This is a genomic window from Paenibacillus sp. CECT 9249, from assembly GCF_918697855.1.
GTDB lineage: Bacteria > Bacillota > Bacilli > Paenibacillales > Paenibacillaceae > MSJ-34.
Genome location: NZ_CAKKLI010000028.1, coordinates 1 through 22,507, shown reverse-complemented (window position 1 = coordinate 22,507; position 22,507 = coordinate 1). Strand labels below are relative to the sequence as shown.

Annotated in this window: 19 protein-coding genes and 1 pseudogene; 1 reads left to right on the top strand and 19 read right to left on the bottom strand. The window is 54.2% G+C overall.

Features of this window, described 5'->3' with window-relative positions; translation table 11 throughout:
• Nucleotides 1-21: 21 nt before the first annotated feature.
• The 18 genes from LQ229_RS18120 to LQ229_RS18035 all read right to left on the bottom strand — a co-directional run bounded on the left by LQ229_RS18120 (nt 22) and on the right by LQ229_RS18035 (nt 21,458).
• Nucleotides 22-1,293 carry a methionine gamma-lyase family protein gene (locus LQ229_RS18120; RefSeq protein WP_216538862.1) on the bottom strand — a complete coding sequence of 424 codons (1,272 nt, stop codon included), beginning with the start codon at nt 1,291-1,293 and terminating at the stop codon, nt 22-24.
• Between the two features lie 32 nt (nt 1,294-1,325).
• Nucleotides 1,326-2,618, bottom strand: coding sequence for a GTPase HflX (gene hflX, locus LQ229_RS18115; protein ID WP_216538861.1), 1,293 nt, complete (start codon nt 2,616-2,618; stop codon nt 1,326-1,328).
• A 53-nt stretch (nt 2,619-2,671) separates the two neighbouring features.
• Nucleotides 2,672-3,649 (bottom strand): stage V sporulation protein K, encoded by a 978-nt coding sequence (spoVK, locus tag LQ229_RS18110; protein ID WP_216538860.1) that lies wholly within the window; start codon nt 3,647-3,649, stop codon nt 2,672-2,674.
• 62 nt (nt 3,650-3,711) lie between these two features.
• Nucleotides 3,712-4,362, bottom strand: coding sequence for a YdcF family protein (locus LQ229_RS18105; protein WP_230192475.1), 651 nt, complete (start codon nt 4,360-4,362; stop codon nt 3,712-3,714).
• Nucleotides 4,359-4,916, bottom strand: coding sequence for a DUF402 domain-containing protein (locus tag LQ229_RS18100; RefSeq protein WP_216538859.1), 558 nt, complete (start codon nt 4,914-4,916; stop codon nt 4,359-4,361). Before LQ229_RS18100 ends, LQ229_RS18105 begins: the two co-directional genes overlap by 4 nt.
• A gap of 162 nt (nt 4,917-5,078) precedes the next feature.
• The gene (locus tag LQ229_RS18095; protein ID WP_216538858.1) at nt 5,079-5,789 is read right to left on the bottom strand and encodes a peptidylprolyl isomerase; all 711 of its coding nucleotides are present in this window, start codon (nt 5,787-5,789) and stop codon (nt 5,079-5,081) included.
• A 62-nt stretch (nt 5,790-5,851) separates the two neighbouring features.
• The gene (locus tag LQ229_RS18090) at nt 5,852-8,428 is read right to left on the bottom strand and encodes a PBP1A family penicillin-binding protein (RefSeq protein ID WP_230192474.1); all 2,577 of its coding nucleotides are present in this window, start codon (nt 8,426-8,428) and stop codon (nt 5,852-5,854) included.
• 131 nt (nt 8,429-8,559) lie between these two features.
• Entirely contained in the window at nt 8,560-8,799 is a 240-nt protein-coding gene (hfq, locus tag LQ229_RS18085; protein ID WP_216538857.1) for an RNA chaperone Hfq, read from the bottom strand.
• A 21-nt stretch (nt 8,800-8,820) separates the two neighbouring features.
• Entirely contained in the window at nt 8,821-9,804 is a 984-nt protein-coding gene (gene miaA, locus LQ229_RS18080) for a tRNA (adenosine(37)-N6)-dimethylallyltransferase MiaA (RefSeq protein WP_230192473.1), read from the bottom strand.
• Nucleotides 9,785-10,576, bottom strand: a complete 792-nt coding sequence (locus LQ229_RS18075; protein WP_230192472.1) for a class I SAM-dependent methyltransferase — start codon at nt 10,574-10,576, stop codon at nt 9,785-9,787. The genes miaA and LQ229_RS18075 overlap by 20 nt, the downstream gene beginning before the upstream one ends.
• Nucleotides 10,577-10,726: 150 nt before the next feature.
• A complete protein-coding gene (mutL, locus tag LQ229_RS18070) occupies nt 10,727-12,688 on the bottom strand; it encodes a DNA mismatch repair endonuclease MutL (RefSeq protein ID WP_230192471.1) in 1,962 nt (653 codons plus the stop codon).
• A gap of 23 nt (nt 12,689-12,711) precedes the next feature.
• Entirely contained in the window at nt 12,712-15,438 is a 2,727-nt protein-coding gene (mutS, locus tag LQ229_RS18065) for a DNA mismatch repair protein MutS (RefSeq protein WP_230192470.1), read from the bottom strand.
• A 58-nt stretch (nt 15,439-15,496) separates the two neighbouring features.
• The gene (locus LQ229_RS18060) at nt 15,497-16,993 is read right to left on the bottom strand and encodes a hypothetical protein (protein ID WP_230192469.1); all 1,497 of its coding nucleotides are present in this window, start codon (nt 16,991-16,993) and stop codon (nt 15,497-15,499) included.
• A 143-nt stretch (nt 16,994-17,136) separates the two neighbouring features.
• Nucleotides 17,137-17,697, bottom strand: coding sequence for an outer spore coat protein CotE (locus tag LQ229_RS18055; protein WP_216538851.1), 561 nt, complete (start codon nt 17,695-17,697; stop codon nt 17,137-17,139).
• Nucleotides 17,698-17,789: 92 nt separating this feature from the next.
• Nucleotides 17,790-18,746 carry an aromatic acid exporter family protein gene (locus LQ229_RS18050; protein WP_216538850.1) on the bottom strand — a complete coding sequence of 319 codons (957 nt, stop codon included), beginning with the start codon at nt 18,744-18,746 and terminating at the stop codon, nt 17,790-17,792.
• A 98-nt stretch (nt 18,747-18,844) separates the two neighbouring features.
• Nucleotides 18,845-19,636 (bottom strand): ABC transporter permease, encoded by a 792-nt coding sequence (locus LQ229_RS18045; RefSeq protein WP_230192496.1) that lies wholly within the window; start codon nt 19,634-19,636, stop codon nt 18,845-18,847.
• Nucleotides 19,637-19,651: 15 nt separating this feature from the next.
• Nucleotides 19,652-20,428: an ABC transporter ATP-binding protein gene (locus LQ229_RS18040; RefSeq protein WP_230192468.1), complete on the bottom strand. Its 777-nt coding sequence runs from the start codon at nt 20,426-20,428 to the stop codon at nt 19,652-19,654.
• 19 nt (nt 20,429-20,447) lie between these two features.
• Nucleotides 20,448-21,458 carry an ABC transporter substrate-binding protein gene (locus LQ229_RS18035; protein WP_230192467.1) on the bottom strand — a complete coding sequence of 337 codons (1,011 nt, stop codon included), beginning with the start codon at nt 21,456-21,458 and terminating at the stop codon, nt 20,448-20,450.
• Nucleotides 21,459-21,657: 199 nt separating this feature from the next.
• On the opposite strand from LQ229_RS18035, the gene LQ229_RS18030 reads away from it, so the two are divergent.
• Complete coding sequence (locus LQ229_RS18030) at nt 21,658-21,981, top strand: DUF4190 domain-containing protein (RefSeq protein ID WP_230192466.1); 324 nt, start codon at nt 21,658-21,660, stop codon at nt 21,979-21,981.
• Nucleotides 21,982-22,041: 60 nt separating this feature from the next.
• Here the strand turns inward: LQ229_RS18030 and LQ229_RS18025 are convergent.
• Nucleotides 22,042-22,383 (bottom strand): annotated as a pseudogene (locus tag LQ229_RS18025) (carboxypeptidase M32); the annotation flags it as partial.
• Nucleotides 22,384-22,507: the final 124 nt, after the last annotated feature.

Below are 22,507 nucleotides of genomic sequence, written 5' to 3'. Positions count from 1 at the left end.
TAACTTTTGCAAAAAAAGGTGTCAAGATATGTTAGATAACTTTACAATACCTTTTTTTATCATCGCTTCGACGGCGGTCAGCACGCCGAATTTCACGTGGGCGTACGTTAGTCCGCCTTGCATATAAGCGATATACGGCGCGCGAATCGGAGCATCGGCCGACAATTCTAGGCTGCCGCCCTGGATGAATGTTCCTGCGGCCATAATAACCGGATGCTCGTATCCGGGCATGTCCCACGGCTCGGGCACGACATGCGCGTCTACGGCCGCCGCCTTCTGAATTCCTTGCACGAATTGGATCAAATGTTCAGCGCTTGTAAATTGAATCGCCTGGATCAAATCGGTCCGGCCCTCGTCCCAACGCGGTCGCGTCGTAAAGCCGAGGCGCTCGAACATGGCGGCGGCGAACACGCTGCCTTTGACCGCTTGTCCAACCAATGTCGGCGCAAGAAATAGCCCTTGGTAGATCGAGCGGGTCGTGCCGAGCATCGCTCCAACGTCCGACCCGATGCCCGGCGCCGTCAACCGGCAGGCGGCCAAATCGACCAAGTCCCGTCTGCCGGCAATATATCCGCCGGTTTCCGCCAAGCCGCCGCCCGGATTTTTGATTAAAGAGCCCGCCATCAAATCGACGCCCGCCTCGGTCGGTTCTTGCACTTCCGTAAATTCTCCGTAGCAATTGTCGACAAAGACGATCGCGTCGGGTTTGATCGCTTTGACGCGCCGCGCCATCTCGCCGATTTGCTCTACTGTAAACGACGAGCGCCAATCGTAGCCGCGCGAACGCTGAATGCCGATCACCTTCGTCCGGCCGGAGACGCTGCGTTCGACTTCCGCCCAGTCCACTTCCCCGGTCGGGTGAAGCGGAACTTCGCCGTAGCCGATGCCGAAATCTTGCAGCGAGCCCGTTCCGTCTCCCGGTTTGCCGATCACTTTATGAAGCGTGTCGTAAGGTCTTCCTGTAATATACAACAGGTCGTCGCCCGGTCGCAATACACCGAACAGCGCCGTCGCAATCGTATGCGTCCCGGAAGCAAAATGCGGCCGCACCAGCGCGGCCTCCGCGCCGAACACATCCGCATAGACTTCGTCCAATATTTCCCTTCCCCGGTCGTTATACCCGTAACCGGTCGAGCCGGCAAAATGAAAATCGCTAACTTGCCGGCGTTGGAATGCCCGGATCACCTTCCACTGATTCGCTTCGACGATTCGCTCCACCTCGCGCAGTCTCCCGGCGATCATCTCTTCCACTTGTTCTTTCGCTTGTAACAATGCTTCCGTAAATATCGTCATTTCGATGGTCTCTCCCTTGCTGCAATTGCTTATTATTCGCTGTACGGCTCCAGCTTGTAGCCGTGAATGCCATAGTCCGACTTGTGCAGCCTGACATGGAAAACAAGCGTCCCATCCTCCCGCTCGTCTTCGGTCCGCTCCAATACTTCCCCGCAACGGTAGAGCAACGCGATCGCATCTCCCCGATCTGCCGGAATGCGGAAAATGCGCGTGTCCCCCATCAGCTTCTCTTGAATTGCCGTCCGGATCCGTTCAAGGTCGGCCGGGCGGTATGCGCTGATCTTCAGAAAGTCATCGCCTGCCGGAAGCAATTCCAGTCGCTCCGGGGAACAAATGTCGATTTTGTTGAACAGCGTAATTTGCGGTTTATCGGCCGCCCCGAGTTCCTGCAATATTTGATCGACGACCTCCATCTGCTCCTCGCGCATGTCCGAAGAGCAATCCACGACATGCAGCACTAAATCCGCCTCGCATACTTCTTCCAACGTAGCGCGAAAGGCGGCGATGAGATCATGGGGCAAATTTTGAATAAAGCCGACCGTATCGGTCAAGACCACTTCCTTGCCGCTTGGCAGTTCGAGCGTACGCGACGTCGGATCGAGCGTAGCAAACAACCGGTCTTCCACATAGACGTCCGCATGCGTCAATTGCTTGAGGAGCGTCGATTTGCCCGCATTCGTATAGCCGACGAGCGCCACTTGATAAATGCCCGTCTTCTTGCGGCGTTCCCGATGCAGCTGACGATGCCGAACCACCTCTTCCAATCGCCTCTTCAACTCGCCGATGCGTCCGCGAATATGGCGCCGGTCCGTTTCCAGCTTCGTCTCCCCCGGCCCGCGCGTTCCGATGCCGCCGCCGAGGCGCGACAAATTTCTGCCATGGCCCGATAGCCGCGGCAGCAAGTAAGTCAATTGCGCCAGCTCGACTTGAATGATCCCTTCCTTCGTTTTCGCCCGTTGCGCGAAAATATCCAATATGAGCTGCGTCCGATCGATTATTTTCATATCAAGCGCTTCTTCCAGGTTGCGCACTTGCGCGCCGGCCAATTCTTGATCGAAAATCGCCGTATTCGCACCGAGCTCATCGACAAGCGCCTTCAATTCTTCCACTTTCCCTTTGCCGACGAACCATTTGGCGTCCCGCGTCTCCCGCTGCTGCGTCATCGTCGCAAGCACCTCGACGCCGGCCGTCTCTGCCAGCTTGATCAATTCTAGCAGCGATTGCTCGTAATTGATCTCATTCCGTTTCATTTCACTGGTAACAAGGCTGACCAGAACCGCCCGATCCTGCACCTGGCGTTCCGTATCGTAAGTCGTTTTTGACATCGAAAATGTTAGCTCCTTTTGTCCGTTCGCGCCGAAATCGTCCCGTATTGCAACTACGATTGGTCCAACCGCAAATCTTCGATCTTCAGCGTCATTAATTCCAGCTTGCCGGGCGATGATTGCTGATACTGATGCAGCAGGCGAACCGCTTGATTTCGAATCGATTTCTCGATCACATTTCTTACATAGCGGCCGTTGCTGAACGAATGGAGCGAATCCGTTTTCTCTTGCTGCAAATGCTGCTTCAGCTTGGCGATCGCCTGCGGCATAAACATGTAATCGCGTTCCTTGGCCATCGACTCGGCGATTTGAATCAACTGGTCAATCGAGTAATCGGGAAAATCGACCTGAATCGGGAACCTTGACGGCAAGCCCGGATTCGTCTGCAGAAAAAAATCCATTTCATCGTTATATCCGGCTAAAATAAGAACGAATTGATTTTTGTAATCTTCCATTGCTTTGACGAGCGTGTCGATCGCTTCCTTGCCGAAATCTTTCTCGCCGCCGCGCGCCAAACTGTATGCTTCGTCGATAAATAAAATGCCGCCGAGCGCTTTCTTGACAAGATCGCGGGTTTTGTGAGCCGTATGCCCGATATACTCGCCGACAAGATCGGCGCGCTCCACCTCAATTAGATGGCCCTTCGACAAGACACCCATTTGCTGAAACAGCTTGGCGACAATGCGCGCCACCGTCGTTTTGCCGGTTCCCGGATTCCCCTTGAACACCATATGGTATACCTGCGTTCCCGTTTGCAGGCCCGCCTCGTTTCGCATTTGCGAAACTTGCAGCAAAGCGTATATTTCAAACATTAATTCTTTAATATTATCCAAGCCGATAAGCTGTTCCAATTCCTTCTGAATTTCGGCAAAATGGCCGTGCTGGGGCAACGTCTTCCCGAATGGTTGCGCCGCGGGTTCCGCCGCGGCTTGCGAAATGGTCGGCGGCTCCTGATTTCTTAGAATAACACTGATTTGCCGAGAAGGCCGAGCCGCGTTCGATTGCCCTGACGCCAGCATACGTCCGTCCATTGCAGCATCACCTCATTTTATTCTAGGGGCTGAACTCTTTATCAATGTATTCTATCTTCGTCTCACATATTAGCAGTTTTGAGCCGAAGCGAAATCAACAGCCGATCGAGCTTCCATTTCGTATAAGCGAGCGATTCGCGGGTTTGATACCACAGCATGTTCAGCACCCTCGATTCGATCGTGGAAACGACAGGGTCCGCATAGCCGAGAAATCGGGCGATCTCCAGCGCGCGGGCGCCGTGAAACGAATGAGTCACAACGATGGCCGATGTCCAATTATGGTCGGCCATGATGCGGCTGCTGAACAGCAAATTTTCCAGCGTGCTCGTCGCCTCGTTCTCCAGATACACATCTTCCGGCGGCACGCCGCGCTCGACAAGATACTGCTGCATCCCTTGCGCTTCGGTCAGCGTCATCTCGGGACTGTCCAATCCGCCGGTAACGATGATTTTGCGGAAGACGCCTCTCTTGTAGAGCGACAAAGCATGATCCAACCGTTCCGCCAAGCCCGGGCTCGGACGGTCGTTCCAGAGCGATGCGCCAAGAACGATGCCCACGTCGGAACGGGCCGGCAGCGGCGAATCGGCGGCCGTCCGAATAATCCATTGCGTATATCCGAACCATAGCAGGCCGCAGACGGCAACGAACAGTATGAGAAGCGCGATCCGTTTCCTCGCCGGAGTCCGGCGCTTGCGTGCGATATGAACGTTCATCGATGTTCCGGCCCTCGGTCGGAACCGAATTCATGGCTGCGGTGACGCTGCGACATCACAAAATATGGGAATACATGCGCCGAAATTTGCCTTAGCAAATGTTGCGCGGTTTCCGTCGCCAGCTCGTAATCCTCCTGAGAAATCTCGCCTTGGATCAGCGCTTCGTCCAATTCGTCCTCATCCATCAAAATAACGGTTCCCGACGGGAGGACGACGATGTCCAGAAACAAGTCGTCGAACCAAGGCACTCCTTGTTCGGTAACGCCTTGCGATTTGCAAATATCGATATACCATTGAATGATGCGTTGACGGTCGTCGAACATTGCGGTTACGATAAAATGCTCTCCTTTCGGAAAATATTGCAACCAGGAGTATCCTTCATCCGCCAAGCATAACGTCTGTCCGTCGTATTCTTTCCACAACGGCTCCTTCAACCGTTCGATCGTATATAGGGTGACATATCCGGTAAATTCCGGCTGCTCCATATAATGCGATATAAATTGTTTGCTAATAATTCTGCGCCAGTTGGCGCGATCAGAAAATTTACGTTTCATGAAATAACCCTTTCCGTCGGTTCTACAAAAAATGTTACCACACTTGGAAAAGTTTCACCACACTTACGATGTCGACTTCGAAACAAAAAACGCGCCCTGGGCGCGTATTGTTCAAACGAATGTTCCGAACCAAGTTCGAAACGCGTTTCATCGCGGTTATATTTATTTTTCCGTAATCTCGATCGTTTTAATCGTTACTTTTTCCTTCGGCACGCTTTGCTCTCTTCCGCTCGGGTCCCAGTCCGTCGGCGTGGCCGCAATATCCTTCACAACATCCATCCCTTCGGTTACTTTCCCGAAGATCGGATAGTCCGGCATCGAGTTGAGAACATCGATATCGGCTCCGGTGCCGATGAAAAATTGGCTTCCGGCCGAATTCGGCTTCGGCGTCTTCGCCATCGCGACAATGCCCGGCTCGTACTTGCGCGTCGTGTCAAGCTCGTCCTGAATCGTGTAGCCCGGCCCGCCCCTGCCGTTGCCTAACGGATCGCCGCCTTGAATCATGAATGTTTCCATAATGCGATGGAATACGATGCCGTCATAATATCCTTCCCGTGCCAGAAATACGAAGTTGTTGACGGTAATCGGCGCTTCGTCGGCGAACAGTTCGATCGTAAAATCGCCCTTGGACGTTTGAACCAAAGCGGTATATTGTTTCTTCGGATCGATCTTCATCTCCGGAGGATGATCCCAAGACATCGTTTTGCCCTGATCTTGCTCTTCATTTTGTCCCTGGCTTTGTTCTTGCTCTTGCACCGGATGCCCGTTGCCGTCGGCGTCATTTTGATTTTTCTGCCCGCAGCCGCCCAGTACGAGCAGGGCGCTTAATGCAGCGACGAGTAACAACGTCCATTGCTTTTTCTTGGATTTCATATGTTGCCCCCTATTTTTGTTTTCACTATGCAATCATACGATGGCAAACCACGCATCGCAGATTAGCGCCCGGCGTTAGGATCGTCGAAATTCGGGAGCATGTCTTCCAAGCCCCCGTTGATCGACCCGTCCGGAGGCATTCCCTGATCGGAATCGCCTTCGCCCCCATTGCCGCCATTGCCGTTCCCGTTCCCATTGCCGTTATTCCCGTTATTGCCATGGCCGTTGCCATTGTTCCCGCTATTGCCCTGATTGCCGCCGTTTCCTTGGCCGCCGTTCGCGGGATCCGATCCATCCTGCGATCCGTTGCCGAAATCAGGATCCTCTCCCGGATTCCATTCGTCCGGCGGGTCAGTCGCCTGGCCGGGATCCGTCGTATCCGGCGGCAGCGTATCGATCGGCGGCAGATCGCTGTCGATCGTCAGCTTCACTTTGCCGGAAGCCTCCGTCTCCAAGCGAAGGGAAGCAATATATGCAGTGACGTAATATTCGTATGTGGCGTTCGGGTATACGTTGATATCCTCATAATCGTTCGAGACGACTTCGCCGATAAGAGTCGCTTTGCTTTCCGTATCTTCTTTGCGATAAATTCGATACGTCACATCTTGATCGGACGATATGGAGTTCCAATTCAGCGTAACCAATCCGGTTTGCACGGAATACTCGGCCGTTAGACCGGTCACCTTTTGAACGTCCGGCTCTTTGACCTCGTCGATCCCTTCCGGTTTCTCGAATTTTTTCTTCTCATGGTTTTTGAGCGCCTTGGACATGACTTCTTTGAACATTGTGGCCGCCTGGCCGCTGCCGTTCTTCAGCACATGCTGCCGGTCGGTTTTATCGTATCCCATCCATACCGCGGCCGTCCATTCCGGCGTATATCCGACAAACCAGACGTCGCGGTTGGCGCTGCTGTTAAATCCTTTAATGCCATGCTGCGCGGTTCCGGTTTTCCCGGCGACCGGCCGATCCAATTTCGCCCGTTTCGCGGTTCCTTCGTTTACGACCTTCTGCAGCAATTCCGTCATATAGTAAGCCGTCTTCTCGCTCATGACGCGTTCGCCTTTCGGCTGCTTGTATTGATATACCGTTTTGCCGTTGCGATCCTCGATGCGAACGACCGAATAGGACGGCAAATATTTGCCCCCGTTCGCAAACGCGCTGTACGCATCGGCCATTTGCAGCGGCGTGGCCCCATGCGTTAATCCGCCTAATGCAATCGCCAGGTTGCGATCGTCTTTACCAAGCGGAATGCCTAATTTTTGGGCAAATTCGTAGCCTTGCTTCACGCCGATTTCATTTAAGAGCCAGACGGCCGGCGTATTGATCGATTGCTGCAACGCATATTCCAACGATAATTGACCGGCATACCGCTTGCTCAAATTGGAAGGGCAATAATCGCCGAAGCATTGCTTCTCGTCGCTCAGCATCGACCACGGGAACCACTGGCCCGTTTCCAGAGCGGGACCGAAGCTGGCGATCGGCTTGAAGGCCGAACCCGGCTGGCGCGGCACGAGCGTGCGGTTCAATCCTTTGCGCACGTAATCCCGGCCTCCGACCATGGCCACGATGCCCCCGGTATGATGGTCCGTAATGACCATCGCTCCCTGCACTTGCTGATCTTCCGGACCCTTCTCGAACAATTCGTCGTTCTCGAATGCGGCTTCCATCGCCTTCTGGGCGCCCGCGTCCATCGTCGTATAAATTTTGTAGCCGCCCCGTCTCAGCTCGTCTTCGGTCAATTGCGATACTTCCTCCGCTTCCGCGATCGCATAATCGACAATGGTAGATTCGGAATGTTTCGCTACTTGCGCCTTGTCCGGATCGTATTCCACCGCGGCCGCTTCATTCATCTGTTCGGCCGTAATATAGCCTTGGTCGTACATGAGTTTCAAGATGACCGCGCGGCGGTTTTTCGATTTTTCCGGCTGGTTGATCGGGTTGTAATGGGTCGGCGCTTTTGGAATCCCCGCCAACGTCGCGATTTCCCATAGCTCCAGGTCGTCCAAATTTTCTTTTCCGAAATATCGTTTGGACGCCGCCTTGATGCCGTACGCCCCTTTCCCGAAATTGATGCGGTTTAAATACAATTCCAATATTTCTTCCTTCGTCTTATGGTTTTCCAAGGCTAAGGCGATCGAAACTTCGGTCGCTTTCCGGAAAAACGTCTTGTCCATCGACAAGAACAAGTTTTTGGCAAGCTGCTGCGTAATCGTGCTGCCGCCCTCGACCGCGCTACGGGCGATCACGTCTTTCACCGCCGCGCGTCCGATCGACCACAGATCGACCCCTTGATGTTCGAAAAATCTTCGGTCCTCGGTAGCGACGAACGCATCGACGACCATCTCGGGCAATTCGCTATATTTGACGGGCTCGCGATTTTCAGCGAACAGCCTGGACACCTCGTTGCCGTTAATATCGTATACGATCGACGTTTCATCCATAATAAAAGGATCGTCCCCGCTCGCCGCCAAAATTCTTTCTCCATTCAAAATAATAAATAGAAAACCTGCGATGGCGCAAAACACGGCTAGCGCAACCGTGAAGAACGACCACCAAAACAGCCGTTTCCCCCATTTTCTTTTTTTCTTCGGTTGTGGCTTCTTGCTGTTGTCGCTTCGTGACTCCGGTTTCTTCGTCAAGTTCACCGACTCCCTTGCATTAATGTTTCTCTCTCTATAGTTTGAATGAAAAGAACAACCCTTGATGGGTTGCTCAGGGCTCATTCTATTCATTTATAACGCAACAAAAGGGGAAAAAGTTTCGTTTCCTGCTAAGCGTCGTTCTGATTGTCCTGCATCAGCGAGACGTTTCTTTGCGGCTGAAAGGTTGAAATGGCATGCTTGTAAACCATTTGCTGGCGTCCTTCGCTGTCGATGACAATCGTGAAATTGTCAAAAGCTCTGATGACCCCTCTGATTTGATAACCATTCGTCAAATATACCGTTACCGGTATATTTTCTTTGCGCAATTGGTTCAAGAACGTATCCTGGATATTAATGGTTTTATTCATTACACGTACCCCCAAATATTATCAATTAGGCTGTTCTGATGTATATTCAAGATTTAATTGAAACTTTCCTGCTATTATATCACGAATCGTGGACAGGGGAGCAGAAAAATTTTCAACTTGTGTCATATCGACCCAATGAATGTCATTCATGTGGCGAAACCATGACAATTGCCGCTTGGCGAATCTCCGCGTATTCCGCTTCAGCAGCTCTACCGCCTCCGCCAACTCGGCTTTTCCTTGCAAATATAGAACGATTTCCTTGTATCCGAGCCCTTGCATCGACACAAGATCGCTGCCGTATCCGCGAGCAAGCAGTCTCCTTACCTCTTCCACGAGACCTTGTTCCATCATCTCGTCAACTCGCTGCTCAATTCGTTTATATAGCATTTGCCTATCCATTGTCAAACCGATGATGCACAGATCGTACGGCGACTGTTTGCTTTGCGCGGCCAATTGCTCCGACAGCGTACGGCCGGTCAAATGATAAACCTCCAACGCCCGTATAATGCGGCGTTGATCGTTCGGGTGCAATCGCTGCGCCGAGGCCGGATCGGTTTCCCTTAATTTGGCATGAAGGGCGTCCGCACCGAACCGCGCGGCATAATCCGCTTGCCGTTGCCGGAACGCTTCGTCCGACCCGCCTTCGGTAAACTCGAAGCCGTAGCAGACCGATTCGACATACAACCCGGTGCCGCCGACGATGAAAGGCAGCTTGCCCCGCGCCCCGATCTCCTCGATCAGCGCACCGCATCGAGCTTGAAATTCGGCGACCGAGAACGCATCATCCGGATCGTGAATATCGATCATGTGATGCGCAATGCCTTCGCGTTCCCGCTCGGGAATTTTGGCCGTGCCGATATCCATCATGCGGTACACTTGCATCGAATCGCCCGAGATGATTTCGCAATCGAACGTTTTGGCAATCTCCAGGCTCAGTTTCGTTTTGCCGACGGCCGTTGGGCCGACCAGCACGAGCAAGCGGGGTCTATTCGTCGTTAGCGGCAATCCTGATCACTCCGTATGCAATTTTTGAATGGCTTCCTCCGCAAATTTCCGTGAACCGCAGCCGGCCGAATTCGGCGCTGCCGCGCTGTTCCTTGAGCACGACCGCCTTGCGGGCGGCCCGTTTCGCCAGCCGGATCGCCTCATCCGTTACCGAAGCGTGATTGGCCAATGCGCGCAAAGGATTCATCGCGGACGACTGCGTCAACGGGTCGCGAAACATCGGATCGAAATAGACGAAATCCACGCTCCCCGCCGGCATTTGCCGCAAATATTCGTTATGATCGGCATGCACCATGCGGATGCGGCGCATCGCCTCGTTCATTTCCGGCACATCCGTTTCGTACGATTGCAGCCCCGTCTTGACGAGACCGTACATCGGCAGTTCGCTCTCGAGCGCGGTGACCGAACCGCCGCTGCCGACGGCATAGGCGAATACGATCGAATCTGACGCGAATCCTGCCGTACAATCAAGCACCGAGTCGCCCGGCCGCAAACCGCATGCCTCGATCATCGCATCGGCATCGCCGCGAATGAGCCGCTTCACCCGAACGAACGACATGCTCGGATGGAAGGACAGCGACTCTCCGTCCAGCCGGACATAACGTATTTGCTGCTCCGTCACGACAAGTACATCCGCTTCATTGTACTTGCGGATCAATTTGCCGAGCGACAATTTCGCCCTCGGCGCATAACGGCAGCCAAGTTCCTCCGCGAGCTTCTCCGCCCGCCGGATCATATGTACTGAAGCGGAATCCGCCGTCGTTACAAGCATGATCTCCCCCCTATTATAATCTTTTTATCTCTCCGCCCACAAATTCCTTTTCCTGACGGGAAAAAATGAATCAAAGGTCCTCTCGGACACCGATGTTCTTAGTTAATAAATCCCATTTCCAGCCGGATAAATAGCGCGGGTTCAGGCCGCCTACATGACGCGCTTGAACATTTTTTCCAGCTCGTATGTTGAAAAGCTGACGATAATCGGACGGCCGTGCGGGCATGTATACGGCTGCTTGCATGCGGCCAATCGCTCAATCAATACGTCCGCCTCCAATGCCGATATTTTTTGGTTCGCCTTGATCGACGCTTTGCATGAGCACATAATCGCCGATTTTTCCCGCAATTTGGCCAGATCGACCGCTTTTTCCTTCAACACCCACTCGGCCATTTCCTGAATAAGCTCCTGTTCGTCCCCTTTTGGAAACCAGTACGGATGCGCGCGAACGAGAAACGTCTGGCCGCCGAAATGCTCCAATACGACTCCGGCCTGTTCGAACAGCGGCAACCGCGTCTTGAGCAATTCGGCTTCGGACGGCGTAAATTCGAGCGTAATCGGAAGCAGCAGCTCTTGCGCGGCGTCTGCGGGATTGCCGAATTGTTCGAAGTAATATTCGTAATTGATCCGTTCGTGCGCGGCATGCTGATCGATCAGGTATAGTCCGTTCTCGTTCTGCGCGATCAAGTACGTGCCATGCATTTGGCCGATCAGCGACAACTGCGGGAACGCCGGCAGCCGCGCGGACTCCGCCGCGGCGTATGCCTGCTGCGCGCGCTGCGCCGCGGCGGGCGGCACGGCGGCTTCCCGCGGTTCCGCCGCCCGGCCGCGGGTGGCGGGCGCTTGCGGCGCAGCGCCGGTGCGCGGCGGCTCCGGCGCGTACCGTTCGGCGGCGTCGCCCGCAGCGGCGCCCGGCCGGGGCGGCAGTTCCCGCTCGCCGCGCTGAGCCGGCGGCGCTTCCTGCGCGCCGCTTGCCGCGCCGCCGGATTGCGGCGCACCGGGAAGCGGCGCCGAATGCGTTCGCGCCGATTCGGCCGCCGCCGCATAGAACTGCAGCTGCTCCTGGATGACCGAATCGCCGGATTTGGCGGCCGCCGCCGGCTTCGCTCCTTGCGGAATCATCACTTGACGCTTCAGCGTATCGCCGACCGCCTGCTGTACGAACTGGCTTAATTCCTGCTCTTTGCTGAAGCGAACCTCCAGCTTCGCCGGATGCACATTGACATCGACGAGCGACGGATGCATTCGGAAATGCAGCACGGCAAGCGGGAAGCGATTGATCGGCAGAAACGTATGATAAGCCTGCAGCAGCGACTGGTTCAATACGTAATTGCGAATATGCCGGCCGTTGACGATAGTGGAAATCGCATTGCGGTTGGACCGGGTTTGTTCCGGCTTGCTCACGTAACCGGATACGGTAAAATCCAAATGCTCGGCTTCGACAGGCAGCATCGCTTTCGCGGCGGCCGTTCCGTAAACGGCCGCAATCACTTGGAGCAGATCGCCGTTGCCCACCGTTTGCAGCAGCAAATTGCCGTTATGCTTGAGCGTGAAGGCAATGCCGGGATAAGCGAGCGCCATCCGGTACATCGTATCGGAAATATGGCCGAGCTCGGTTTGAATCGTCTTCATATACTTTAACCGCGCCGGCGTATTATAAAACAATTCCTTCACTTGGAAATCGGTTCCTCTGGCGGCTGCTATATCTTCGTTCGTTTTAAGCGAACCGCCCTCGATGACGATGCGGCGTCCCAAGCCGCTCTCTTCCGCGGAAGAAACGCATTCCACCTTGGCCACCGCGGCGATGCTCGGGAGAGCCTCGCCGCGGAACCCGAGGCTGCGAATTTGGAACAGATCGCGCCCTGACGCGATTTTGCTCGTAGCGTGACGGTAGAAAGCCGCCTCGCAATCGTCGGCTTCAATCCCTGCCCCGTTATCGGCAACGCGGATCGATTGCAGACCGCCCTCCTCCGCCGAAACGTCGATTTTCGTGGCGCCCGCATCGATCGCGTTCTCCACGAGTTCCTTCACCACGGACGCGGGCCGTTCCACCACCTCGCCGGCCGCGATTTGGTTGGCGATATGCTCGTCCAAAATTTGAATTTTCGACATTGTTCTCCCTCCCTTGCCGCGCGTTACAGATCTTTCATTTGCATTTTCAACTCATTCAGCAAATGCATGGCCTGCAGCGGCGTCATATTCATGACGTCCGCCGCCTTCAATTGCTCGATGACCCGTTCCATTTTCAATTCACGTTTCTTGGACGGCTTCGGTGTCGGCTCGGTCTCTTCGCCGAACATGGCAAGCTGCACGACCTGCGGCCCTTCCATCTCCGTCTCGATTGCCGCCGTTTCGGCCCTAACGGTATCATCCGCAGCATCCGCAATCGCTGTTTCCGCCTCAACAGATTCGGCGGCCTTCCGTTCCCCGCCCGCTTCGTCCCCCCGCGCCCACGAAGCCGCCGCGGCGACCTCGGCCTGCTCGAAGCCTTGCAGAAGGGCATAGGCACGATCGATAACGCTGTCCGGCAGCCCGGCCAAACGGGCGCAATAAATGCCGTAGCTGGTGCTCGCCGCGCCGGGAATCAGCTTGCGCAAAAACGTGACTTTATCCCCGCTCTCCTGGACGGCCATACAGTAGTTGCGCAATCCGGGCAAACTTTGCTCCAGATGCGCGAGCTCGTGAAAATGGGTGGATACGAGCGCTTTACAGCCGATAAAGTTATGGACGTATTCGATCACGGCTTGCGCGATCGACATCCCTTCGCTGGTCGACGTTCCCCGCCCGAGCTCGTCGATAATGACCAGACTGCGCGGCGTCGCCTTTTCCGTCATCACTTGGATGTCCATCATTTCGACCATAAACGTGCTCTGGCCGCCGATCAAATCGTCCGCGGCCCCGATCCGCGTGAAAATCCGGTCGATCATCGGAATTTCCGCCGACTGCGCCGGAACGAAACAGCCGATTTGCGCCATAATGCAAATGAGCGCCACCTGTCTCATATAAGTGCTCTTCCCCGCCATGTTCGGACCGGTAATGAGCAGAATGTTGGCGTCGTTCTTGTCGAGGCTCGTCCGGTTCGCGATGAACGAGCCGCCGTCCATGACCGCTTCGACGACCGGATGGCGCCCTTCCTCGATATGGAGGCTGTAGCCGTCGGTCAGCTTCGGTTTCGTAAATCGTCCGGCTGCGCTTACGGAAGCGAACGATTGGTATACGTCGATTTCGGCCACCTTCTCCGCCAGCTCCTGCAATCGGCCGATTTGCCCGGCGATCCGCGTTCTCAGCTCCACGAACAGCTCGTATTCAAGCCCCGTCATCTTCTCTTCCGCTTCAAGAATTAAAGCTTCCTTCTCCTTCAATTCCGGCGTGACGTAACGCTCCGCGTTCGTCAGCGTCTGCTTCCGCTCGTACCGTCCTTCCGGCAACGCGCCGACATTCGCCTTCGTCACCTCGATATAATAGCCGAACACTTTGTTGAATCCGATCTTGAGCGATTTAATGCCCGTCGCTTCCCGTTCGCGCCGCTCCAGATCGGCAATCCACCGTTTGCCGTTGACGTTCGCCTCGTGCAGTTGGTCCAAGCGGGGATCGTATCCTGTCTTGATGACGCCGCCGTCGCGCACCGATACCGGAGGCTCGTCCACGAGCGCCGCGTCGATCCAATCGGCTACATCCGTACATTCGTCCAGGCCGGCGGCCAAGCGCCGCAGCGTGGAAGACGCCGATTCGGCGCAAATCGCCTTTAACGCCGGAATTTGGCGCAAGGACGTCTTGAGCGCGAGCAGATCGCGGCCGTTCGCGTTGCCGAACGCGATCCGTCCGACAAGCCGTTCCAAATCGTATATTTCTTTCAGCTGCGTGCGAATGTCTTCCCGCACAATCAACTGATGATACAGCACGTCCACCGCTTCTTGGCGTTCTTCGACGAGCGCGCGCTGCAGCAGCGGCTTGTCGATCCAGCGCCGCAGCAGTCGGGCCCCCATCGACGTTTCCGTCCGGTCCAGCAGCCATAGCAAAGAGCCTTTCTTCGAGCGGTCGCGCACCGTTTCGACCAATTCCAGATTGCGGCGCGTGAAAGGATCCAAAATCAAATAATGTTCCGGTTCGTAATCGCGAATTTGCGTGAATTGTCCTAACGAACGTTTCTGCGTTTCGCTGAAATAGGCGACAAGGAGCGATACGCTGCGGCGGCGGGCCGATTCGAGCCGCGCCCATGCCGGCTCGCCGAATTGACGCCGCGCCAACTCGTCGTCGGATCGGCTCCATTCCGTGATTAAGACCGGATAGCTGACGCTTGCCGCGCTTTTGCGCATTTGTTCCAATGCGGCTCCGTCGCCGATCATTTCCGAAGGCGAGTAAACGTTGATTTCATCCGCCAGCCGTTCGTCGGAACGCGGGAACGAAGTGACGTACAATTCGCCCGTCGACAGATCGCCCGCGGCGATGCTGTAATAGCCGTCATGCTCGGTTGCGCAGACGATATAGTTGTTCGACCGCTCTCCGACCGTTTTGCCCTCCATGACCGTGCCCGGCGTGACGACGCGTACAATTTCGCGGCGCACGACGCCTTTCGCCGCCGCGGGATCTTCCACCTGTTCGCAAATCGCGACTTTATACCCTTTTTCAATAAGTCTATGTATGTAATTTTCCGCCGAGTGATACGGCACGCCGCACATCGGGATGCGCTCTTCCGCTCCGCCTTCGCGGCCGGTCAGCGTAATTTCGAGTTCTTTCGCCGCGAGTACGGCGTCGTCGAAGAACATTTCGTAAAAATCGCCCAGCCTGAAAAATAAAAAGGCGTCCTGCGCTTCGGCTTTGACGGATAAATATTGTTCGATCATTGGCGTATATTTCGGCATGCATGAACCTCCAACTACTATCCTGATCTTTTTATTATAACAGAAACAAACCCGATGTTCATGAGAAGATGCCGATTTTCCAATAACGGCGAATGTCGGCTTGTTCGTCCCACCGCTTGCGCGCCATGATCCGCCGCATGAGCGGCTCGATGTAATCCGCGTACCGGTCGTACTCTTCGAGCCGGGACAAATCTTCGTACAACGGCGGGAAGGCGTCGTACAGCATGTCTGCATCCCCGTCGCAATACGCCTGCAGCAGCCTTTCCTCGAAGGCGGGACGGCGATTCAAACGCCGGTACCGCATCGCGAGCAACTGCGCCAAAGCGACTACGCCTTTCGTCACGACCGGGGAAACGATCCAACTGGGCAGCGTACGGTATTCGAATCCGCCGTGCGGCTGCTCGCGGAAATCGCCCAAGCTGCCGTAACGAGGCCTGCGTCCGGCGGCGGAACGATCCTCTATGAGCGCAAGCGGCAATGCCATGTAATTGTCCAGCACACGCAGCAATTCGGCGTTCAACCATATACGGCTGAAATGGATATGCCCGCCGAGCGCCCAACCGCGGCGGGGCATGCCGCCGGCCAGCCAATGCAGCGAAGGGTCGGTTATTTGCCGGGCGGCAATCCGCATCGTTCGCATCAAATGGACGACGAGCTGGCGCGGTTCGGCGCTTGGCTCCGGCCGCAATTCCGCCAGCGGATGCAACGTTCGGTCCCGGCTTGCGATGCGGAAGGCGTCGCATCCTGCGGCGCCCTGAACTTGCAAATAGCGCGACGCCGCAACGACTTTCTCCCGCTCGGAATCGAACAGGATAAATTCCGGATCCATGCCGAGCACGGGAGGTTCCGTCCGCTCCTGCTCCTCCGCGAACCGATTCAGGCATGCGACGATCTCCTCCGCATACGCCTCCGCAAGCCAATCGGCCATACGGGCGCACGGCAACGAGACCGATTCGACATACAATCGGCCTTGCTCTCTTGCCGCGACGATCACTTCCGCCGCGTCGATTCCCGAGCTGTACGCTGCTCGCACCGCGATGCGCGTCATCTTCTTGTGCAACGGTACGTCCGCATCGGCATCGATTCTCCGTTCGCCGACCGGATCGCCCGGACGATCGGCCAGCCGAACGATGGCGGCGATCCGCAAGTGGAAGACGTACAGCTTATAGCGGCGGGAGAACAAGATCCTATCGTAACCCGTCCGCCGCGCTTCGCCTTCCGTTTGCGCGCATGCCGAAGCGAGCCCGTTTCGCCGGAGCGCGCGATCGATCCGTTCCGGTGTCATCGCCTGGAAGGCGTCGGCCCGCTCGTTGATCGTTTTGCGCAGCCGGGCCGGGGCCGCCCGATCCGCCAGCGGCGGTATCCTGCCGCCGCTCCAATTGATCCACAAGGCATGCGGCGCTCCCGCGCTATTCGGCTCCGCAACCGATTCCAATGCCGCCTTCTTGCCGGCGCCGCGTTCGCTAATGGCGCGCAGCAAACGTTCCGGTTTGCGGCGCGGGACATATTGAACGAAAATACCTCTCCCGTCCGTCCATACGGCATCTTCTTCCAAGTCCGTCCCTCCCGGCCTGAAACCATGAGATGAGCCTTTCGGCAATGCAATTCGAAAATTTTTTTCCGATGCGGAAAAAAAGGAGGGCTCCCGCCCTCTACGCTGTCGTGCCTGCTGCATATGATAGAGTAACAAAAAACGATCTACAGTTCTTCATCCAACAGATCCGGATCCAAATCTTCAAAATCGCTATCTTCGCCGCCGAAATCATAATCCTTGTCATCCAGATCCCCACAGCCGTTCGGGCATACTTTCACACAAACTTTCGTTTCGGCGACCATTTCTACCGCGAATTCCCGTTCCACACGTATCGATACACTTGTTCCGTTCGAAGAAACGTTAGCTTCTACGCAGTTCGGCTCTTGCGTTGCCTCCGCAGACACTTCCTCCGTAGAAGCTCTATGTTTCGGATCCAGATACGACAATGGAACGAGGTCAACGTATGATAGCGTTTCTTTAGCTACATCCGTCTGCGTATTTTTGTCGTATGAATACCAGATGTTGATATCGTAAGTACCGATCACTTCAATCCCGTCGCCTGCACGAACCGCTTCGTATTGATGGTTTATAATCCATGCCCCCAATATACTGGTCGGATTATGAGGCGGAGTTACGGTATGCGTTACGGTGGAGAACTTACGACCTTTGCCGCAGATCGCTTTCGTGATGATCTCTCTACAATGATGTTTATCTGTCATTGCCATCGAATTAACCTCCTCCATACAATCATTCAATTAAAGTGTATGCAGGACATTCGTCTAGGGTGACAATAATTTCTCGCGGCAATTAATATATTTTACTTTTCCGCCATAGATAAGGGCTTATTTTTTTTGGCTATTGCCAAGAATTGCCCAAGTTCCCGGCATAGTTGCAATATAGCGGACCGCACTTCGAATTCCGTTCGCGAGCGCGGCAGCTCCATATTGCGGAACTCTTCTTCCAATCGGCCTAACAACAATTCCACCCGGCCCGTATAATGAGATTCCTTCACGTCTTCGCTCAAATGTTCGAACAATTCCGCCACCAACGCCCCTTGAGGCAAAATTTGGTATACTTGAGAGATTATAGCCATCATTCTTTCAATCGATTCCAATTGCTGCTGTCGCATATAAAAATAAACAAGCCATGAATCGTCGGGACGAATCAATTGATTCTCGACCGATTTATTCGCGAGTTGGATGCCGCTGTCGATCGCTTCTTGGGCTTCCAGCAATTCCCGGCCGCTCCATATGTAGTTGCCGTCTCGTAAATGGTTGGCGATTTGGACGAATATCGCGGAGAAGAGCTGTTCCGCTTGGTTCCTTACCGTAGATAAACGTTCGTCGACTTTCGGCATATAGATCAAATTCACCGCCGTTGCCGCGCCAAAACCGACGGCGAGGGAAGCGAGTTCATTGCCGATCGCGAGCATGCTCACTTCCTGTTTGCCGAAAATATGAAATACGACGACGGAGCTTGTAATGATACCGTCTTTCAAATTGGCGCGGGCAAGCAGCGGAAACGCAACTAAAATGTAAAGCGCGAGCACCCATATGTCGAAGCCGAGCAGCTTAAAGAGCAAGCTGGCTAGAAACAGGCCGAGCAAGGAGCCGGTAAAGCGGGCGACGATCGTGCGCACGCTTCTTCTCCTCGTCACTTCCACGCCGAGTATGGCGAGCAAGCCCGCCGACAACGGCGATTGGAGCCCGGCGAGATCGGCGGCGATGACCGCGAGCATCGTTGCGATCGCAGTCTTGATGACACGTATTCCCATAGATTCAACCCTCTGCAGCATAAATTTCTACCGATTCGATCCATGCGGGCAACGTTCGGTTCTTCTCTATGGTACTTCATATGCGATTGCCGCACAACTCAGGCCAATTTGCGCTCGATGTAGGCGACCAGTTTATACATAGCGGTAGCTACGACCGCAATGATAATCAATGTAGAGAGGACAAGCGTAAAATTAAACACTTGGAAACCGTACACGATTAAATAACCGAGTCCGATCTTGGCGACGAGAAATTCGCCGACGATGACTCCGATCCAAGCCAGGCCGACGTTCACCTTGAGTGTCGATACGATAGCAGGAACGGATGCGGGCAAGATGACTTTCCGGAATACCGTCCGTTTATTCCCGCCAAACACGCGGACGACCTTGACGAAGTTCGGATCCACTTCGCGAAAACTTTGGTACACGACTAGCGTCGTAATAATGACGGTAATTGACAACGTCGTCGCGACGATCGCCATAAAACCGGGACCGAAGCTCACAATAAACAGCGGCCCGAGCGCCACCTTCGGCATGCTGTTCAATACAACCATATAGGGGTCGACAACTTTCGCCAGAAAATCCCACCACCATAGCAACATGGCCAGCCCCGTCCCGAACAATGTGCCGAGCAGGAAACCGACGATCGTCTCTCCGACGGTGATTCCGAGATGCGGCCACAACGATCCGTCTAACGAATCCCGGGCAATTTGCGCGAACACTTTGCTGGGATAACTGAACAATAAAACGTCAATCCACTTCAGGCGACCGGCAATTTCCCACATGGCGAAAAACGCGATTAAGATGACGATTTGGACCGAAAGGACGAGCCTTTGCTTCTTCTTAAACCGTTTCCGATGCGATTGATAGATCGATTGGAGGGCGTCTTGCATGTTCGCCACGGCACATCACCCCTTCTCTTCCGACGTTTCGAGTTCTTTCCAGACGTCGCGGAATAATTGATTGAATCCTTCCTGTTCGCGGGCATATAGCGGCTGCGTATCGCGAATATGCTGCGGGATGTCGAACGCTTTTCGGAACCGGCCCGGATTTCGTTCCAACACGATGACGCGGTCGCCGACCGCAATCGCTTCAGACAAGTCATGCGTTACTAAAATCGCCGTTTTGCGATGTTGTTGCATCGCGGCGACGATTAGATCTTCCAATTGCAGTTTCGTTTGATAATCGAGCGCGGAAAACGGTTCGTCCAGCAGCAAAATATCGGGATCCGTCGCAAGCGTCCGGACAAGGGCGACGCGCTGCCGCATTCCCCCTGACAATTGATGCGGATACAGCTTCATCGTGTCCGCAAGCCCCATTTCTTCCAGCAAATGAAGCGTATAATCCCGCTTATGCGGAGTCAGCCCGCCTGTCAGTTCCAACCCGATACAGGCATTCTGCCAAATCGTCCGCCAAGGAAATAAGTAATCTTGCTGCAGCATATACCCGACTTGAGGCGAAGGACCGCGAACGGACACGCCGTTTACCGTTACTTCGCCGCTCGTCGGCCGGATCAGTCCGGCAATGATGGACAATATCGTCGTCTTGCCGCAGCCGCTCGGACCAACCAAGCTGACGAACTCGCCGGAAGCGGCGCGCATGGAAAAAGAGTCGACGGCAAGCGTCGCTTCCCGGTCCGTCACATACACTTGCGTTACTTCTTTCAATTCCACCATTGGCATCATATTGGTATGACCTCCCTGCTTACGGCTTTACTTTCTCTTTCGCTTCCTTCGCAAAGGAGTTATCGACGATACGGTCGATCGGCACTTCCTGCTTCAATTCTCCCGCGCCGCTCATTACAGCCATCAAGTTGGTCCACTCTTCTTCGTCCAACACCGGGTCGGCGGCGTAGGAGCCTTGATCTTTGTACCGTTTCACGACGCGAAGGACGATATCTTTATCGGCGTCCTTGAAATAGGGCAAAATCGCATCCGCGATCTTCTCCGGACTGTTCGCATCCACCCATAACTGCGCTTTATGGACGGCGTTCGTAAATTTTTGCACCACTTCTTTATTTTTCTGCATGTAGCTTTGTTTCGTCATGAACACGGTATACGGCAAGCGGCCGCTTTCCACGCCGAAGGAAGCGAGCACATAACCTCTGCCTTCTTTTTCGAAAATCGACGCTTCCGGTTCGAACAATTGAACGTATTCGCCGGTTCCCGAAGCGAACGCCGAAGAGATGTTGGCAAAATCGACATTTTGAATCAAATTCAAATCCTGCTGCGGATCGATGCCATGTTTTCTCAAGGTGAACTCGCCGGCCATTTGCGGCATGCCCCCTTTGCGCTGCCCAAGAAATGTGCTTCCTCTCAAATCGTCCCATTGAAAATCATCGTCCGGCGTGCGCGAAACGAGAAACGTTCCATCCGTTTGCGTGAGCTGTGCGAAATTGATGACCGGATCTTCCGATCCTTGCTGGTACACATAAACCGACGTTTCCGACCCGACCAATGCGACATCGATGACGCCCGACAACAATGCCGTCATCGTCTTGTCGCCGCCCGCCGTCGTCTGCAATTCCACATCCAGCCCTTCATCGGCGAAAAATCCTTGCGAAAGGGCGACGTATTGCGGCGCATAAAAAATCGAGCGCGTTACTTCCCCGATTTTGACCTTCGCGTTGCCGCCGTTTCCCCCCGAACAGGCCGCTAATCCAAGGCTGCTGCACAACAGAAAGACCAATGCGACGATCATGGTTCGCTTATGCATGCTTATCCCTCCAATCTTCTCGAATTAAAGCTGTATTGTAATGTATGCATGCGCCCAAAAAAGCGTTAATCGCGAACCGCAAAAAGAAAACCGCCCTTCGCGGGCGGCAGAAAAAAACATTTTGAAAAAAACGGCTTAAATAAGTAGAATGGACTATGTAAAGATATCAATCTAAAAATTTCCATGAGGAGCTATGTCTATGAGCGAGTTTCAACCGCAACACTATCCCCCTCCGTATCCGTCTTATCCGACGAGCCCGAAGACGAACGGCAAAGCGATCGCCGCGCTCGTGCTGGGCATTTGCGCAATCATTATCCCATATATCGGCTTTATTATCGGGATTATCGCGATTATTATGTCGAAACTGTCGTTTAACGAAATCAAACGTTCGGGAGACGGCGGAAAAGGGATGGCAATCGCAGGATTGGTATGCGGAATTATCGGCCTCGTATTTTATGCTATTATTTTTCTAATTATCATACTGACTCTCGTGATATACAGTACCAAAATCTACGGGTACTAACCAAAAAAACTCTCCTAGCGGCAAGCGTTGGGAGAGTTTTTGCGTTTCCGTGCGTTTCCGTTACAGACGATAAATATCTTTAAACTTCGTTTCCAAATAATCGATCAAGTAGGACGGGGTGAGCGGTTCCCCGGTCACGTTTTGTACGATTTCCGCCGGCGTCAGCAGCTTGCCGTGACGATAAATATTGTCGATCAACCAAGCTTTGACCGGCTGGAAATTTCCTTGTTCGATCAAACGGTCGAACTCCGGTATTTCCCGCTTGATCGTATGCATGAATTGGGCGGCGTACATATTGCCGAGCGAGTAAGACGGGAAGTAACCGAAGCCTCCGCCGGACCAATGAACGTCCTGCAGTACGCCTTCCGCGTAAGTCTTAGGTACGATACCCAAATACTGTTTATCCTAAATTTCGAAAGCCCGTAATATCAAACACTGAATATAGTGGATCTGCCTCGCGGACTGTAAAAAAGTGGAGGTTTCCCAGTTCGTTCGGTTCAAGTCAACATTATGTGGATACACTTTC

Bases quoted from the DNA above. Each gene is read 5' to 3' on its own strand.
- LQ229_RS18100 (WP_216538859.1), bottom strand. From the start codon at position 4,916: ATGAAACGTAAATTTTCTGATCGCGCCAACTGGCGCAGAATTATTAGC.
- LQ229_RS18035 (WP_230192467.1), bottom strand. From the start codon at position 21,458: ATGCATAAGCGAACCATGATCGTCGCATTGGTCTTTCTGTTGTGCAGC.
- LQ229_RS18075 (WP_230192472.1), bottom strand. From the start codon at position 10,576: ATGCTTGTAACGACGGCGGATTCCGCTTCAGTACATATGATCCGGCGG.
- mutL (WP_230192471.1), bottom strand. From the start codon at position 12,688: ATGTCGAAAATTCAAATTTTGGACGAGCATATCGCCAACCAAATCGCG.
- LQ229_RS18030 (WP_230192466.1), top strand. From the start codon at position 21,658: ATGAGCGAGTTTCAACCGCAACACTATCCCCCTCCGTATCCGTCTTAT.
- hflX (WP_216538861.1), bottom strand. From the start codon at position 2,618: ATGTCAAAAACGACTTACGATACGGAACGCCAGGTGCAGGATCGGGCG.
- LQ229_RS18095 (WP_216538858.1), bottom strand. From the start codon at position 5,789: ATGAAATCCAAGAAAAAGCAATGGACGTTGTTACTCGTCGCTGCATTA.
- hfq (WP_216538857.1), bottom strand. From the start codon at position 8,799: ATGAATAAAACCATTAATATCCAGGATACGTTCTTGAACCAATTGCGC.
- LQ229_RS18045 (WP_230192496.1), bottom strand. From the start codon at position 19,636: ATGCAAGACGCCCTCCAATCGATCTATCAATCGCATCGGAAACGGTTT.
- LQ229_RS18040 (WP_230192468.1), bottom strand. From the start codon at position 20,428: ATGATGCCAATGGTGGAATTGAAAGAAGTAACGCAAGTGTATGTGACG.
- LQ229_RS18120 (WP_216538862.1), bottom strand. From the start codon at position 1,293: ATGACGATATTTACGGAAGCATTGTTACAAGCGAAAGAACAAGTGGAA.
- LQ229_RS18050 (WP_216538850.1), bottom strand. From the start codon at position 18,746: ATGGGAATACGTGTCATCAAGACTGCGATCGCAACGATGCTCGCGGTC.
- LQ229_RS18055 (WP_216538851.1), bottom strand. From the start codon at position 17,697: ATGGCAATGACAGATAAACATCATTGTAGAGAGATCATCACGAAAGCG.
- mutS (WP_230192470.1), bottom strand. From the start codon at position 15,438: ATGCCGAAATATACGCCAATGATCGAACAATATTTATCCGTCAAAGCC.
- spoVK (WP_216538860.1), bottom strand. From the start codon at position 3,649: ATGGACGGACGTATGCTGGCGTCAGGGCAATCGAACGCGGCTCGGCCT.
- LQ229_RS18105 (WP_230192475.1), bottom strand. From the start codon at position 4,362: ATGAACGTTCATATCGCACGCAAGCGCCGGACTCCGGCGAGGAAACGG.